This is a genomic window from Acinetobacter sp. CIP 64.7 (assembly GCF_000369745.1).
In the GTDB taxonomy this organism is placed as follows: Bacteria; Pseudomonadota; Gammaproteobacteria; order Pseudomonadales; family Moraxellaceae; genus Acinetobacter; species Acinetobacter fasciculus.
On sequence record NZ_KB850178.1, the window covers coordinates 355,643 to 370,755 of the forward strand.

At 42.4% G+C, this 15,113-nt stretch carries 17 protein-coding genes and 2 tRNA genes; 11 read left to right on the forward strand and 8 right to left on the reverse strand.

Annotated elements, in window-relative coordinates; genetic code table 11:
• Positions 1–6: 6 nt before the first annotated feature.
• A tRNA-Arg gene (locus F890_RS03910) sits at positions 7–82 on the reverse strand.
• 190 nt (positions 83–272) lie between these two features.
• Between F890_RS03910 and F890_RS03915 the strand changes: the two genes are divergently transcribed.
• The 7 genes from F890_RS03915 to F890_RS03945 all read left to right on the forward strand — a co-directional run bounded on the left by F890_RS03915 (position 273) and on the right by F890_RS03945 (position 6,371).
• The gene (locus F890_RS03915) at positions 273–1,208 is read left to right on the forward strand and encodes an ABC transporter ATP-binding protein (RefSeq protein WP_005265758.1); all 936 of its coding nucleotides are present in this window, start codon (positions 273–275) and stop codon (positions 1,206–1,208) included.
• On the forward strand, positions 1,205–1,978 hold the full coding sequence (locus F890_RS03920) for an ABC transporter permease (protein WP_004279041.1): 774 nt from the start codon (positions 1,205–1,207) through the stop codon (positions 1,976–1,978). Before F890_RS03915 ends, F890_RS03920 begins: the two co-directional genes overlap by 4 nt.
• A complete protein-coding gene (gene queF, locus F890_RS03925; protein ID WP_005265759.1) occupies positions 1,978–2,793 on the forward strand; it encodes an NADPH-dependent 7-cyano-7-deazaguanine reductase QueF in 816 nt (271 codons plus the stop codon). The genes F890_RS03920 and queF overlap by 1 nt, the downstream gene beginning before the upstream one ends.
• A gap of 19 nt (positions 2,794–2,812) precedes the next feature.
• Positions 2,813–3,466: a hypothetical protein gene (locus F890_RS03930; protein WP_004645603.1), complete on the forward strand. Its 654-nt coding sequence runs from the start codon at positions 2,813–2,815 to the stop codon at positions 3,464–3,466.
• A gap of 304 nt (positions 3,467–3,770) precedes the next feature.
• On the forward strand, positions 3,771–4,772 hold the full coding sequence (mltB, locus tag F890_RS03935) for a lytic murein transglycosylase B (RefSeq protein WP_005265760.1): 1,002 nt from the start codon (positions 3,771–3,773) through the stop codon (positions 4,770–4,772).
• Between the two features lie 288 nt (positions 4,773–5,060).
• A complete protein-coding gene (locus F890_RS03940; RefSeq protein ID WP_004279046.1) occupies positions 5,061–5,675 on the forward strand; it encodes a septal ring lytic transglycosylase RlpA family protein in 615 nt (204 codons plus the stop codon).
• Positions 5,676–5,915: 240 nt separating this feature from the next.
• Positions 5,916–6,371 (forward strand): Mpo1 family 2-hydroxy fatty acid dioxygenase, encoded by a 456-nt coding sequence (locus F890_RS03945; protein ID WP_005106461.1) that lies wholly within the window; start codon positions 5,916–5,918, stop codon positions 6,369–6,371.
• Between the two features lie 33 nt (positions 6,372–6,404).
• On the opposite strand, the gene F890_RS03950 is transcribed toward F890_RS03945, so the two are convergent.
• From F890_RS03950 to rpsB, 3 genes are all read right to left on the reverse strand, one after another.
• Complete coding sequence (locus F890_RS03950) at positions 6,405–6,905, reverse strand: DUF3465 domain-containing protein (protein WP_026056543.1); 501 nt, start codon at positions 6,903–6,905, stop codon at positions 6,405–6,407.
• Positions 6,906–7,051: 146 nt separating this feature from the next.
• Positions 7,052–7,927, reverse strand: a complete 876-nt coding sequence (gene tsf / locus F890_RS03955) for a translation elongation factor Ts (protein WP_004279049.1) — start codon at positions 7,925–7,927, stop codon at positions 7,052–7,054.
• Positions 7,928–8,069: 142 nt separating this feature from the next.
• A complete protein-coding gene (rpsB, locus tag F890_RS03960) occupies positions 8,070–8,816 on the reverse strand; it encodes a 30S ribosomal protein S2 (RefSeq protein ID WP_004279050.1) in 747 nt (248 codons plus the stop codon).
• Between the two features lie 206 nt (positions 8,817–9,022).
• On the opposite strand from rpsB, the gene map reads away from it, so the two are divergent.
• Both map and F890_RS03970 read left to right on the forward strand, forming a co-directional pair.
• Positions 9,023–9,850: a type I methionyl aminopeptidase gene (gene map / locus F890_RS03965; protein WP_004645609.1), complete on the forward strand. Its 828-nt coding sequence runs from the start codon at positions 9,023–9,025 to the stop codon at positions 9,848–9,850.
• 254 nt (positions 9,851–10,104) lie between these two features.
• A complete protein-coding gene (locus F890_RS03970) occupies positions 10,105–11,340 on the forward strand; it encodes a pyridoxal phosphate-dependent aminotransferase (protein WP_005265762.1) in 1,236 nt (411 codons plus the stop codon).
• Between the two features lie 63 nt (positions 11,341–11,403).
• On the opposite strand, the gene F890_RS19005 is transcribed toward F890_RS03970, so the two are convergent.
• A complete protein-coding gene (locus F890_RS19005; protein ID WP_228128523.1) occupies positions 11,404–11,622 on the reverse strand; it encodes a hypothetical protein in 219 nt (72 codons plus the stop codon).
• Positions 11,583–12,749 carry an MATE family efflux transporter gene (locus F890_RS03975; protein ID WP_005265763.1) on the reverse strand — a complete coding sequence of 389 codons (1,167 nt, stop codon included), beginning with the start codon at positions 12,747–12,749 and terminating at the stop codon, positions 11,583–11,585. The genes F890_RS19005 and F890_RS03975 overlap by 40 nt, the downstream gene beginning before the upstream one ends.
• A 264-nt stretch (positions 12,750–13,013) precedes the next feature.
• On the opposite strand from F890_RS03975, the gene F890_RS03980 reads away from it, so the two are divergent.
• Positions 13,014–13,451, forward strand: coding sequence for a PaaI family thioesterase (locus F890_RS03980; RefSeq protein ID WP_005265764.1), 438 nt, complete (start codon positions 13,014–13,016; stop codon positions 13,449–13,451).
• A 35-nt stretch (positions 13,452–13,486) separates the two neighbouring features.
• Here the strand turns inward: F890_RS03980 and F890_RS03985 are convergent, their stop codons facing one another.
• Positions 13,487–13,942 carry a hypothetical protein gene (locus F890_RS03985; protein WP_005265765.1) on the reverse strand — a complete coding sequence of 152 codons (456 nt, stop codon included), beginning with the start codon at positions 13,940–13,942 and terminating at the stop codon, positions 13,487–13,489.
• A 236-nt stretch (positions 13,943–14,178) separates the two neighbouring features.
• On the opposite strand from F890_RS03985, the gene F890_RS03990 reads away from it, so the two are divergent.
• Positions 14,179–14,254 (forward strand) — tRNA-Asn (locus F890_RS03990).
• Between the two features lie 196 nt (positions 14,255–14,450).
• Here the strand turns inward: F890_RS03990 and F890_RS03995 are convergent.
• The gene (locus F890_RS03995; protein WP_004279057.1) at positions 14,451–15,104 is read right to left on the reverse strand and encodes a MiaE family protein; all 654 of its coding nucleotides are present in this window, start codon (positions 15,102–15,104) and stop codon (positions 14,451–14,453) included.
• Positions 15,105–15,113 lie beyond the last annotated feature (9 nt).

The following is a 15,113-nucleotide window of genomic DNA, read 5'->3' on the forward strand; positions in this document are numbered from 1 at the left end:
AATAAATGGTGCGCTCAGCGGGACTCGAACCCACGCCACAGGCTTCGGAGACCTGTACTCTATCCAGTTGAGCTATGAGCGCATCTTTTTTGGATCGCGCACATCATAACAAAAAAAAGCATAAGGTAAAGCAACTATCTCTAACTTCATCATTTTTATGCTTAAGCTTTATACAATGTTCCAAAACAGCAACACAGAATTGCGTGTGAATCACTTGGCTTATTTTGCGAGATCACTCACAATATCTCAACTTTTCACCATTTGAGATATTCATGACTGATGCACTGATCTTAAGGGATGTGTCAAAGACCTATCGCAATGGCTTTCAGGCATTGAAAGGAATTAACTTAAATGTACCAGAAGGTGAATTTTATGCGCTATTGGGTCCTAATGGCGCAGGAAAATCTACTACCATCGGTATTATCAGCTCATTAACAAAAAAAACCTCCGGTACAGTCGAAATTTTTGGTCATAATCTGGATATCCACCCCTCTCAGGCCAAACAGTGCCTAGGCGTAGTGCCTCAGGAATTCAACTTTGCCCAGTTTGAAAAAACCTTCGATATTTTGGTGACTCAGGCAGGCTATTACGGCATTCCTAAAAAAATTGCACAGGAACGGGCGGAGCTTTATCTGACCAAACTGGGTTTATGGGAAAAGCGTTCCACTCAGGCCCGCATGTTATCCGGCGGGATGAAACGTCGCCTGATGATTGCGCGTGCCATGATGCACGAACCGAAACTGCTGATTCTGGATGAACCGACAGCTGGCGTTGATATTGAGTTGCGTCGTTCGATGTGGGAATTTTTGAACGAGATGAATGAAAAAGGCACCTCCATCATTCTGACCACGCATTATCTAGAAGAAGCGGAAATGCTGTGTCGCCGTATTGCGATTATCGATCGCGGTGTGATTAAAGAAGACACCACCATGAAAAGCTTCCTGAGTCAGCTCAATGAAGAATCGTTTATTTTTGATCTGGCCGAACCGATTGAACCTTTACATCTGGATATTATCGGCGTGCGATTTAACCTGATCGATCCGATGACCTTAGAAATCACTATGGACAAGGCACATAGCATAAATGATCTGTTCCAGTTGCTGGAATCACAGAATATTCAGGTGCGCAGTATGCGCAATAAATCCAACCGTCTGGAAGAACTTTTTGTGAAAATGGTCGAGAAAAATCTGGATGGAGCTGCGCAATGAACATTAATCAGCTCAGCGTAGCTTTATATACCATTATCTATAAAGAAGTGCGTCGCTTTATGCGCATCTGGCCACAAACCCTGTTGCCACCTGCAATCACCATGAGCCTGTACTTCGTGATCTTTGGTAATCTGGTCGGCTCACGCATTGGAGAAATGGGCGGCTATAGTTATATGGAGTTCATTGTGCCCGGTCTGATTATGATGGCCGTGATCACCAACAGCTATGCCAACGTCTCATCTAGTTTCTTCAGCTCAAAATTTCAAAAAAGCATTGAAGAACTGATTATGAGTCCTGTACCGATGCATGCCATTTTATGGGGTCATGTATTGGGTGGTGTGATTCGTGGCATATTAGTTGCGATTATTGTCAGTGCCGTGAGCTTATTTTTTGCCGATTTATACATCACCAACTGGTTTGTGACTATATATACAGTCTTGATTACTTCCCTGCTGTTTTCCTTGGGTGGTTTTATCAATGCCGTCTATGCCAAATCTTTCGATGATATCTCGATCATCCCGACTTTTGTGTTAACGCCACTGACCTATTTAGGTGGTGTGTTTTATGCTATTTCGAGCTTAAGCCCATTCTGGCAAAATTTATCTTTAATTAATCCTGTCGTGTATATGGTCAATGCTTTCCGCTATGGCATTTTAGGACATAGCGATGTCAATGTTGCCATTTCACTGACCGTGATTACCTTATGTTGTGCCGTGCTGTATGCAGTGGCCTATCATTTACTCTCCCGTGGTTCAGGAATGCGTGAATAATGAGTGTAGAACAATCTCTCCTTGGTAAAGACACCAATTACCCGACAGAATATCAGCCTGATGTTCTGTTTCCGATTTCGCGCGCGCCTGCCCGTGAACAATACGCACATGTCGAAGCGATTCAGCAAGGTGCTGACTGGTGGCATGTGTTTGAAATTTCCTGGTTAAATTCAGCCGGTGTGCCGCAAGTCGCCATTGGCCGCATTAGCTTGCCAGCGTCCTCGCCGAATCTGATTGAATCCAAATCCTTGAAGCTGTATTTCAATAGTCTGAATTTTGCCAAATTTGCATCTCAAGATGCCTTTATCACGACGGTCGAAAAAGATTTATCTGCTGCAGCTGAAGATGAAGTCAAACTGCAACTGTTTCAGATCGATGAGCTAGAGATTAGCAAGCCGGAAGGTATCTGTATTGATGAGCTTACACCTGAGCGTCTGGAAAATCATCCAGATGCAAGTTTATTGGCTTTGGATGCGGATGATGTAGCAGAAGGCGAAATCCAGTTATATTCACATTTACTCAGAAGTAACTGCCCAGTCACTGGCCAGCCAGACTGGGGAACAGTTTTTATACGTTATCAGGGTAAAAAACCTTGTTATAAGAGTATTTTAGCTTATATTATTTCCTACCGTCAGCATAATGGTTTCCACGAACAATGTGTGGAGCAGATGTTTGCCGATATCTGGCAGCAACTGAAACCAGAAAAGCTGATGGTCTACGCAACCTATACACGCCGTGGTGGATTGGATATCAACCCTTGCCGTGTATCGGATTTAACATGGATGCCTCGCCCTATTCGTTTAGCGCGACAATAAAAAACATTGAGGTTGAACAATGCCATTTTTTGGGTTTATTCCTTCTGCAGAGCTTTTAAATACAATTCAGACTGCACAAAAAAACAAAAATTCAAGTGAGCCGCTTTACCCATTGCGTGATAAAACCGCATTGATGATTAATGATGAAATTATTGATGCGATTCTCACCGAGCTGGTGCGTCGCTTTCCTGCCAGCGATAAACGTGATACTGCGGAAAAACTGGCTGGCTATATCAAGTCGACTGTTGCGGTTTTGCTGAAGCAGTTATTGAGTAAAGCGCCGAACGATGTGGTCAGAGAATCAATTGCATTCTCTGAGCGCAGTCTGTTTAAAGATCCTGAAGGACATTTCCGCATTGGTGAGTCACTGGATGCCAATCTGGTGACGAATTTAAAACATCATTATGCAGAACTTAAAGCCGGTCAGAGTATCGATAAACAAGCGTTCAGTAACCTGTACAAACAATTTGGTGAAGCAACAGTCCGACATTTTATGGTCGACTTTAATAAAACCCTGGATCTTGGCATGATCAAACGTAAGGCAGCAGATATTGGCGCATCTGCAGTGATCAAGGCCATCAATATGGCAGCAGATAAAATCATTCTGAATTTGAATAAAGATGAGCTGCGCGCCATGGCCGAATATCACGACACTTTGTTCTATACAGAATAGTTTTGCACAGCATGGTTTCAAGATTTTCTACAAATCTTGAGGAATTAGCCTGACTTCGGTCAGGCTTTTTTATGATCAGTGAAATAGCTTGTTACAGATAAGCGGCTCTATAAGACAGACTGCCGTAAAAATAGCCAATCCATCGCTATTTTTGTATAAGCGGCTAGGTCTCTTATTCATCCGAATGTTATCTTTAATCTGGCACTTTAAGCCCCACGATTGAAAAAATTTATCAATCTTTTTCATGGCATGATTCAAATGACATCGCCAGCAACTCATCAAAAAAACTGGAAATCGTAGCAAGATGTTGAAATCGGATTTTTATAAAAAGTTTAAGCAGCTTTCAATCGCACTTACCGCATTTGGTCTCAGCAGTTTGAGTCTGGCCAACGATTTCCAATATCACCCTTCTTATGCCGCTTTTAAGCAGAACGCCATGCAGAGCTATGGGCTGAGTGCCCAGCAAGTAGATTCCGCCATGAGCGGGACGCGTAATTTGCCTAATATTATCAATATCATGAATCGCCCAGGTGAAAGTAAGCCTTGGTATTCGTATAAAACTAACTTCCTGGCTGAATCTACCATTCAGCGCGGCGTACGTTTTAAACAGCAATATGCAGAAACGCTTAACCGTGCTGAACAGCAGTTTGGTGTACCACAGGCGATCATTCTGGGCATTTTAGGTGTAGAAACCGGTTTTGGTAGCAACAAGGGCTCTTTTGTCACTCGTGATGCCCTAGCAACCTTAGGGTTTGGCTATGAACGTCGTGCCCAGTATTTTCAGGATGAACTGGCTGCTTTAATTGCCTGGTCGTATAGAGATGGTGTTGCCACCTCTTCTGTGGTGGGTTCGTATGCCGGCGCTGTTGGCTATCCGCAGTTTATGCCGAGCAACATTCCAAAATTCGGCGTGGACTACGATGGCAATGGTCATATTGACCTGCGTAACTCAGCGGTAGATGCGATTGGTTCGATTGCCAACTATCTGGCACAGCACGGCTGGCAGCGTAATCAGCCCATTGCCTTTCCGGCACGTTATACCGGTTCAAATCCCGATGCCGTGATTGCCAAAGATCTGACTCAACCTATACCTTATGGTGTGTTAAAAACGCAAGGCATCAGCCCAATGAATCCAATCGTAAAAATTGACGATCTGGATCTGGTCAATGTAATTCAATTACAAGAGAATTATGGCTCGATTTACTACATCACTTATCCAAATTTTCAAGTGATTACCACTTATAATCGTAGCCGTATGTATGCTACTGCTTTGTGGCTATTAGGTACCGAAATTACCAGCCGTTAACACTGAAAATTAATATAAATTATGAAAGTCAACATTTTTATAGGTTAATTTGTACGTATTTTAAGCAATTTTAATATCATGTTACAATATTGATTATTTTTTAATCATTCATTGTTTATTTTGCGTTCTTTTTTTAACTATTTTAATTAAACACTAGACAGGGTATTGTCGGCATGAATATTATCCATTTCGTTAAATGTAGTTGCATAAGTTAAATATCAGGCATGTTTATATGGTTTTTCAGCCATTTATGAACAACCAATAAATATGCTGTTAGGAGTTGATTCGATGCATTCTTCAATTTTGAAGTCTTTTATGGCCATTGCCACGATCGTCACGCTGACGCAATCACAGGCAGATATGGTTCCGTCATCTTCATTCACCAATGAAAATGACAATTCGCGTCTTGCAACGCGAGTACTCAATAAAGAAGCTCAAAGCTTCAATTCAAATTTCACAAATTTGAACAGCCTTTCAATCACTGAGCGTTCTGGCGATAAAGTTCGCCGTGAAACCATTGCAGCGAAAATTGAACTTCCTGCAGAAGAGCCTTCAGTGATTGAAAAACTGAATACAGTGGCTTCTAATACTGTACGTAAATTCAGTCAGACAGGTACAGCGTCTTGGTATGGTCGTCAATTCCACGGCCGTAAAACTGCAAGCGGTGAAACCTTTGACATGAACGCAATGACAGCTGCCCATCGTAGCCTGCCATTGAACTGCTATATTCGCGTAACTAACCGCAATAACGGCAAGAGCGTCGTGGTTAAAGTAAATGACCGCGGTCCTTTCCATGGTAACCGTGTTGTTGATTTATCTTACGGTGCTGCGAAACAGTTGGGTATTACCAGTGCAGGTACTGCAAAAGTCAGTATTGAACGTGTCGCTGGTCCAAATTCTTAAGATTTGACCTGCAACACATTTAACAAAAGCCACAGCAATGTGGCTTTTTTATTGTGCTCATTTTCTAGAAGAATATAAACGCTCCTGCTCCGCCCTATCTTAAAGTTCTTTCAAGAAAATTTTGGTAGGCTCATCCTGCCTGATAAAATTCGCTCGCTTGCATGATTAACTTTTGACCATATCCGGATTCTGCTTTATATTTCCAGATAAGCAAAACATGTTCATGGAATGGAGCGAAGAATGAAAACAATATCTGAATGGTTTGATGAATATAGTGACAGCCATCAAAATAAAACCAATAAGCTGATTCACTGGGTTTGCGTGCCGACCATCTATTTTTCGATTATTGGCATTCTAGCGCATTTCAGCGCTTTGCTGACTACCCTGCTACTGGTTTTGGCTTTTATCTTCTATGCACGCCTAGATCTTGTTTTGGCAGTAGCGATGGCTGTATTAACGCTGGTGATGGCTTGGCTCATCTGGATTCTGCCAGTCGGTACCGGTTTCTTTATTGCCCTGTTTGTCTTAGCCTGGATTGGCCAATTTTATGGGCACAAAGTGGAAGGTAAAAAGCCTTCGTTCTTCAAAGACCTCCAATTCCTCCTCATTGGCCCAATTTGGTGCATGGATGCCTATTTAGGTAAAATCCTACCGAACTGGAAATCGCGCCATAACAGCGCAATTATGAGCGTTTAAACGCCATATTCGATTTATCCAATTGGAAGAACCTTATTGATAGGTTCTTCCTTGATGTTTTAACCAGCCATCGACATGTTTTCGCGCAGGGTCATGATGCGTCCAGTGAATCACCCCGCCCTTGTCACTGTATTCATATTCTCCATAAAACTCGACCTGATCCTGTTTTTGAATACTCTGAATACGCGGTGCCAGATCGATATTATGTGCAACCAGTACAGTTTGGCCATTTGGTAATTCGAGGATAAACTTTTGATGGCGCGATCCTTCATGATCATCTGGCAAAACGGCAATCACCTGCCCGCTTGAACGCACTTGTAGATCACTCTGGCGCTGTTGAAACGCCCGTGCAATTCGGTCCAGATCATCAGTCGTTTGAGAGGGTACTAAATTAGGCTCTGAATGAAGCGTTTCAGTTGTAGCATCAGATGCGGATGGAACAAGTGGTTGGGATTGCTGTAGATCCAGGCCCAGATAAGCAGCAATCAACAGTATAATGATTGCCCCGATGCCCAGATTGGTTTTATTTGGCATTTTTTTATAACTTTTTATTAAATGATGAATACATGATCTGAGCTCTATCACTAGACCCAAATCCTGCTCTTGAATTGCTGATGAAGAATAGACCAGCATAAAAAAGCCCCATCAATCAGATAGGGCTTTTTCTAATTCCTCAGGAATTATTTTGCAGCAGCTTGAGCAGCAGCAACTTCTTCAGCGAAGCTCATTTCTGCTTTTTTCTCAATGCCTTCACCAACTTCGAAACGAACGAAGTTTGCAACTGTAGTACCAGTTGCTTTAAGAACGTCCGCAACTTTCTTGTCGTTGTCGATTACGTACATTTGACGCTCAAGCACAACTTCATTCAAGTATTTCTCAACAGAACCTACAACCATCTTCTCAACGATATTTGCTGGCTTGCCAGATTCAAGTGCTTTCGCTTCAGCAATTTCTTTCTCTTTCGCGATAAGCTCAGCAGAAACGCCTTCAGCATTTACAGCAACTGGGTTGAACGCAGCAACGTGCATTGCCAAGCCTTTACCTGTAGCTTCATCACCAGTGTAAGAAACAACAACACCGATTTTAAGACCGTGTTTGTAAACTGCAAGGTTTTCGCCTTCAACAATTTTCGCACGACGTACTTGGATGTTTTCACCGATCTTTTGAACAAGAGCGATACGCGCTTCTTCAACAGTTGCACCATCTTCTAGTTTCAATTCAGCGATTTGAGCAGGATCAGTTACGTTTGCAGCAAGTGCAGCAGCAGCAACTTTCGCAGAGAAACCAGCAAAGTTTTCGTCTTTTGCAACGAAGTCAGTTTGACAGTTAACTTCTAGAAGAAGTGCTTTGTTGCCGTCTTGAGCAATCGTGATTGCGCCGTCAGCAGCAATGTTACCTGCTTTTTTAGCAGCTTTAGCTTGACCAGATTTACGTAGGTTGTCGATCGCCAGTTCAACGTCGCCGCCCGCTTCTGTCAAAGCTTTTTTACATTCCATCATTGCAAGACCAGTACGATCGCGCAATTCTTTAACCATGCTTGCTGTAACTGCAGTCATGTTTATCTCCTAAATTCGGTAGAAAATGAATTCTTTTTAGAACAGAAACGGCCCAGAGGAGTTCTCATGGGCCGCCTGCATACATAACGCTTACTTTGCCACCATCACATGTCGCAAAAATGACAAGCTAGCGTCAAACGCATTAAGCCTCAGAAGCTGGAGCTTCTTCTGCTTTAGCTTGTGCATTTGCTTGTGATTGAGCATATTCTTTACCAGCAAGAATCGCATCAGCCATAGCAGAAGCATAAAGTGTTACTGCACGGATCGCATCATCGTTACCCGGGATAACGTAGTCTACGTTGTCTGGGTTAGAGTTTGTATCAACGATACCGATTACAGGAATACCAAGGTTCTTAGCTTCTTTGATTGCAATCGCTTCGTGATCAACATCGATTACGAATAATGCGTCAGGTAAACCACCCATGTTTTTAACGCCGCCTAAGCCACGCTCAAGTTTTTCCATCTCACGAGTACGCTCTAGAGCTTCACGTTTAGTCAGCTTAGCGAAAGTACCGTCTTGAGATTGAGTTTGAAGGTCTTTTAAACGGTTGATAGATTGGCGAAGTGTTTTCCAGTTCGTCAACATACCACCTAACCAGCGGTGATCTACATATGGTTGACCAGCGCGTTGAGCTTGTTCACGGATGATCGCAGAAGCTGCACGTTTAGTACCAACGAACAAAACTTTGTTCTTTTTGCTAGCCAAGTTGTTAGCAAAGTTCAAAGCATCATTTAACGCAGGAACAGTGTGCTCAAGGTTGATGATGTGAATTTTGTTACGCGCACCAAAGATGTAATCACGCATCTTTGGATTCCAGAAACGAGTTTGGTGACCAAAGTGCGCGCCAGCTTGAAGAAGGTCGCGCATGCTTACGTTGTAATCTGCCATTTTCTTTACCTTAAAGTTTGGGTTAGGCCTCCATATACCCGCATTCTCCACCCTAAAGGGCACCCAGAGTAATGTGTCGATATATGTGCGGATTTTTTGCCTCATCGCACAAAGCCCGTGAAATTTATTCACGAAAAAGCATTTGATAAAATGGGCGGCTATTTATACCATAGTCACACACAAATTTCCAAAAGTTTTTAGAGATCATGAACAACACTTACCAAGCTCCACGTCGACTCATCAAAACCTCTGACGAAATTGAAAAAATGCGTGTGGCAGGGCGACTGGCGGCAGAAGTTTTGGATATGATCAAACCGCATATTGTTCCGGGTGTCACCACTCTGGAACTTGATACGATTTGTCATGACTATATTGTCAATCAACAACAGGCGATTCCTGCATGCTTAGGCTATGGCGCTGCACCGGGTCGACCTGCCTTCCAACATACCATTTGTACTTCTGTGAACCATGTGGTGTGTCACGGCATTCCATCAGACAGTAAAAAATTGAAAAAAGGCGACATCCTGAACATTGATGTGACCGTGATTAAAGATGGCTATCATGGTGACACCAACATGATGTACATCGTGGGTGGTGAAACCACGATCCTTGCCAACCGTCTATGTAAGGTAGCGCAAGAAGCCATGTACCGGGGTATTGAAACTGTAAAACCAGGTTCAACCATTGGCGATATTGGTCATGCCATTCAGCAGTATGTGGAATCCGAGCGTTTTGGCGTGGTACGTGAATATTGTGGTCACGGTATTGGTACAACTTTCCATGACGAACCGCAAGTGCTGCATTATGGTCAACCAGATACTGGCATGGTGCTTGAAGAAGGTATGACCTTTACCATTGAACCAATGGTCAATGGCGGTGACTGGAAAACCAAATTACTCGGTGATAAATGGACAGTGGTCACCAAAGATCACTCATTGTCAGCACAATATGAACATACAATTCTAGTGACTAAAACCGGCGCGGAAATTTTAACCGCACGCCCGGACGAAGATTTGTCACGCTTTAGTGCGTAACCACAATATCAACAACACAAAATGGTCACTTTAAAGTGGCCATTTTTATTTTATATTTCATGCATTCATATGCATGACCGAGATGTAACAAGTCTCTTCTCTCCTGCTCCGAGCATATCGAAATTCAAGATAAAGTTCGGCCAATACACCATTTTTTCCTTAAAGTTTTCCAAATTCTTTTGCCCTATCTGCACCATTTTAGGCTAAGATAATGTGCTTTTTATTTTTTAATCCCTATAAGAAGGAATACTGCCGTGGACGTACGTCTCTCTGATCGTGTGAATGCCATCAAACCGTCCCCTACGCTTGCTGTGACCAACAAAGCTGCTGAATTAAAAGCTGCAGGTCATAACGTGATTGGTTTGGGCGCAGGTGAACCAGATTTTGATACCCCTCAACACATCAAAGATGCAGCAATTGCAGCGATTAACAACGGTTTCACCAAATACACCGCTGTTGACGGTACGCCAGGTCTTAAAAAAGCCATTATTGCTAAATTCAAACGCGACAATAACCTAGACTATGCAGCAAACCAGATTCTGGTTTCTTGTGGTGGTAAGCAATCATTCTTTAACTTAGCTTTAGCTTTGTTAAACAAAGGTGATGAAGTCATCATCCCAGCACCTTTCTGGGTAAGCTACCCAGACATGGTGATCATCGCTGAAGGTGTTCCTGTTATTGTGAAATGTGGTGAAGAACAACGTTTCAAAATCACTCCTGAGCAATTAGAAGCTGCAATCACGGACAAAACTCGTCTAGTGGTATTAAACAGCCCTTCTAACCCTACAGGTATGATCTATACCAAAGCTGAGCTTGAAGCGCTGGCTGACGTACTTCGTAAATACCCAGAAGTGTATATCGCATCTGATGACATGTACGAACCAATCCGTTGGGATGACGAGTTCTACAACATCGCAACAGTTGCACCAGACCTTTATGACCGCACGATTGTGTTAAACGGTGTGTCTAAAGCTTACGCAATGACTGGCTGGCGTATCGGCTACGCAGCGGGCCCTGCTAAACTGATTGGTGCAATGAAAAAGATCCAGTCTCAATCAACTTCTAACCCAACTTCTATTTCGCAAGTTGCTGCTGAAGCTGCATTGAATGGTCCTCAAGACGTTCTTGAACCAATGATTGAAGCATTCAAACGTCGTCATGACCTAGTTGTGAAAGGCTTGAATGATATTCACGGTATTTCTTGCTTGCCTGCTGATGGCGCATTCTATGCATATGCCAACATCAAACCGTTGATTCGTGCAAAAGGTCTTAAATCTTGCACAGAATTCTCTGCATGGTTACTGGAAGAAACTGGCGTTGCAGTAGTACCTGGTGATGCATTCGGTCTTGGCGGTTTTATGCGTATCTCTTACGCTACTGCTGACGAAGTACTGGTAGATGCCCTTGCTCGTATCAAGAAAGCTGCTGATTCTATCAAAGGCGTTGATGCTGCGATTGCTTCAATCGAAGCTGAAAAAGCTGCAAAATAATCTAGCTTGCTAAATAAAAAAACCCGCGAATTTCGCGGGTTTTTTTATGTTCTTCAACATGTATTAAACAGTGAGTCGTATTCGCTTATAGCTCAAGTATTTAATGAGTAAACAAACAAAACATAGACTTGCTGCAATCGTGTACGCAATACTCAACATCCACCAAAAACCATGAATCCCCAATGCATTGCTTTGCCAATTGAACAGTGTCATTGGATGATACGCCACATACCAACCACCACCTAAGCCCATGACCAGCACCGTACTGATAAAAATAAACATCGGTCTGACAATTCTCGCCAGCAACGTAGCATTGCCAAACTAATCACCAGTAGCTCATCAAAGATATGCATCCAACACATTAACAAGATCGATGCCAAGGCTAATGCAATTACCTGCGCATCATTGCTAAATAACCCTACAATCCAACTATCTAAACCCCAAATAGTCAACATGACAACGATAGCTATTAGCATCACAGCCATCAGTGCCCGTTTACTGAGTTGCCATGCAGCATCAATCTGCTCCGCACCGATTTTAGTCGACACCAAAATACCGAAGGCGGATGCCATCGACATCGGCAACATAAACATCAAGCCCAATAAACCAAGCATCACCTGATGTGCATTCACTACAATGTCACCCGAAGGCAAGATCAGCAAAGCAATCGCGCTGATGGCAAATACATCCACAAAAGTCACCACCGCATTGGGCAATCCAATTTTTAAAATTTTCCACAAAGTCTGCCAGTGAAAGAAAACACCAGACCACTGGATCTTTAACTTCCGCTCAAGGAAGAAAAAATAGTAAACAAACAACAGTACCCACTGCACAATCAAATGTGCCATGAATGCACCTTCAACCCCATAGCTTGTAACATAACCTTCAATGCCATAAATCAAGACATAAGCCAAAGTCACTTTGAGCAGTAAATAGATCATATTGGCGTAGAACACGCGCTTAGCCTGCCCACAGGCTTGGGTTAAAATATATAAAATGCGCAACAATAAATGCGCTGGAATCGTCCAAGCCAACAGCCACAGACATGACACAATCAATGCCTGTAAGGCCGCATCTGCCTTTAAAAAATCAAGCAAAGGAGTCACATGATTAAACAGGTACATCGCAACAGCAGAAATCACCAGTACAATCAAAATACTTTGCTTCACAATACGCTGTATATCCGCATAATCCTGACGTCCATTGGCTTCTGCCAGCTCTTGCATCATGCCCTGTAACACCCCAATACCCGTCACAAAGCACAAAGAATAAACAGACAAACAGACTGCCAATGCAGCCACATGCTGAGGTGAAAAATGTGATAGAAAAATCACGTCGAACAAACTACTGAGCATAATAATGGCATTACTGAGAAAAATAGGCACCCAAAGATGCAGAAACTTTTTCATTACCCTATCACTCGATTTTTAATTCTTTTATAAGATTCGTTTTTTGGCAGATTATTTAGATCTGAGATATTTCATTAGAAATGTATACCAGTATCCTGCCATAACTCATTCTATTTCTTATTTTTTATAAAAATGACATTACTCAGGTGCAGGCAATGTACTTCTTACAAAATAATCCGCCATTCCTATACCAGATTGCTATTATCGATGTCACAATTTTGAATTAAATCTCAACAACTCAAGAATAATGACAGGAAAATTACAATGAACCCAAAAGAAATGAGCGGTTTAGCATTACTGGAAGCGATGCGTGATGAAAAAATCCCGGCCCCAAGTATTAGCGAAACCATGTCGATGCAACCAGCAGTGATTAAAAGCGGACATGTAGAATTTAAGGTAAAAGCTGATCATCGACATTTAAATCCGCTTGGCGGCGTCCATGGTGGTTTTGCTGCAACCGTTTTGGATACCGTGACAGGCTGCGCGATTCATACTTTACTTGAAGCAGGTGTCGGTTATGGCACCATTGATCTGAATGTAAAGATGTGCCGCCCCATACCTCAGAATCAGCCACTGAAAGCCGTAGGAAAATCAATTAATCTCAGTAAAAATTTAGGTATTTCTGAAGGTCAGATTCTGGATGAAGAAGGTCGCCTGTATGCTCATGCCACTGCGACCTGTATGATTATTCGGACTGAATGAAATTGCTAGCCTGCACAACTCATCAGGTAATTCATTTAAATAATACTGCTTTTCGTCTGCCCCGCTTCAACACATGACAAGCGTGGTCGAGTTAAGCCTTGAAACTCAAAATAATGCTTGGAAACATTGGCTAATTCCACATCTTGTGTTTGTGTTGTTGAGGCTTGCCACGCTTTAGACTGATTAGTACCTGTCAAAAGATTGCCAGAAATGGCATAGATATAAAGGTCTTTGCCTTGCTCTTGCAGATAGTCTGCATTCAGGAAAACTTCAAAGTTAAATTGACGTTCAGTTTCTACCAACCATTTTTCTGCAAACCATAATTGCAGCAAATCACCTAAATAAAGTGATTTTTGCGCCAAAGGCCATAGCGTGATATGAGCGTCTTTAACCGGGATATAATACTGTGCAGGATCGGCAATAATTTGCAGATAGTTTTCTTGATAATAAGCCAGTTGAGAGAAAATTTGAGGGATGTTGAGCGTATTCATTCGCTGTCTCCGGTTTAGCCATTTTTGTGCTGGCAAGTAGGTTTAAATCCACACTGTTTGACCATTCGGTCAAACGACTTTATGGTTTTAATCTAGCAAGTGAAATTTATTCTGACAAGTATTTTTCGTGAAATTTATGCAATTGCCTAAATTAAAAACAGACAGGCTGTATTTATAATAAATATGATAATTTTTGCTTGACCCCTGTCAAAATCTCTCTATAATCGCTTTCAGATTCTCCAATAGCTCAGTCGGTAGAGCGACGGACTGTTAATCCGCAGGTCCCTGGTTCGAGCCCAGGTTGGAGAGCCAAATTCAAGAAAGCCCACTTCATAATGAGTGGGCTTTTTTATGCTCTTAAGATTTAAAAACCTGTGATATTCAAAAATTGAAAATAAATAATTATTTTCACTCCCTCATAAATCTCGATATATAAATACCCCTCTTTTAAAATTTCGAGATATAAAAAATCCCCCATAAATGGAGGATTTTTAAATTTTCACCGAGATTAAGCCGCTTGAGCCGGAACACCGCTATGAAAACGGAAAGTTTCATCAGGCGCGAGAATCAGCTGTTTTTCAACTTCACGAATATGCAAGATTCGCTCCTGAATATCCTCTTTTGGATTTTTCAGTTTCGCTGTGGTTGCCACATCCATCGCCAAAGCCAAATAGTCTTCAAAATGGCGAGATTCGGATTTAAGCAAATAACGATAGTAACGCGCCAGCTCATCATCAACGCGCGAAGCAAGCGCGTAGAAACGCTCACAGGAACGTGCTTCCACAAAGGCACCAATCACCAAGACATCAATCAAGGCTTCAGGTTCAAAAGTGCGGATTTCTTTGCGCAAACCACCGGCATAACGCCCGGCACTCAAGTTCTGCCAAGCCTGACCACGCTTATTCATCAATTCAAGTACTTGCTCATAATGCAGCATTTCTTCCCGCACCAGCTGTGCAAGCTTCACCTGTAGATCAACAAAATAGCTATAGCGAAACATCAGGTTCATGGCTGTGCTGGCTGCTTTTTTTTCACAGTTGGCATGATCCTGCATCAAGATTTCAAGATTTTCGACCGCCATATCCAGCCATGCTTGCGGTGTTTCACAACCAAGGAAAGCAATCACCGGCTGCATCAGTTCATCATAATTAATATTCGACATAATTACTCT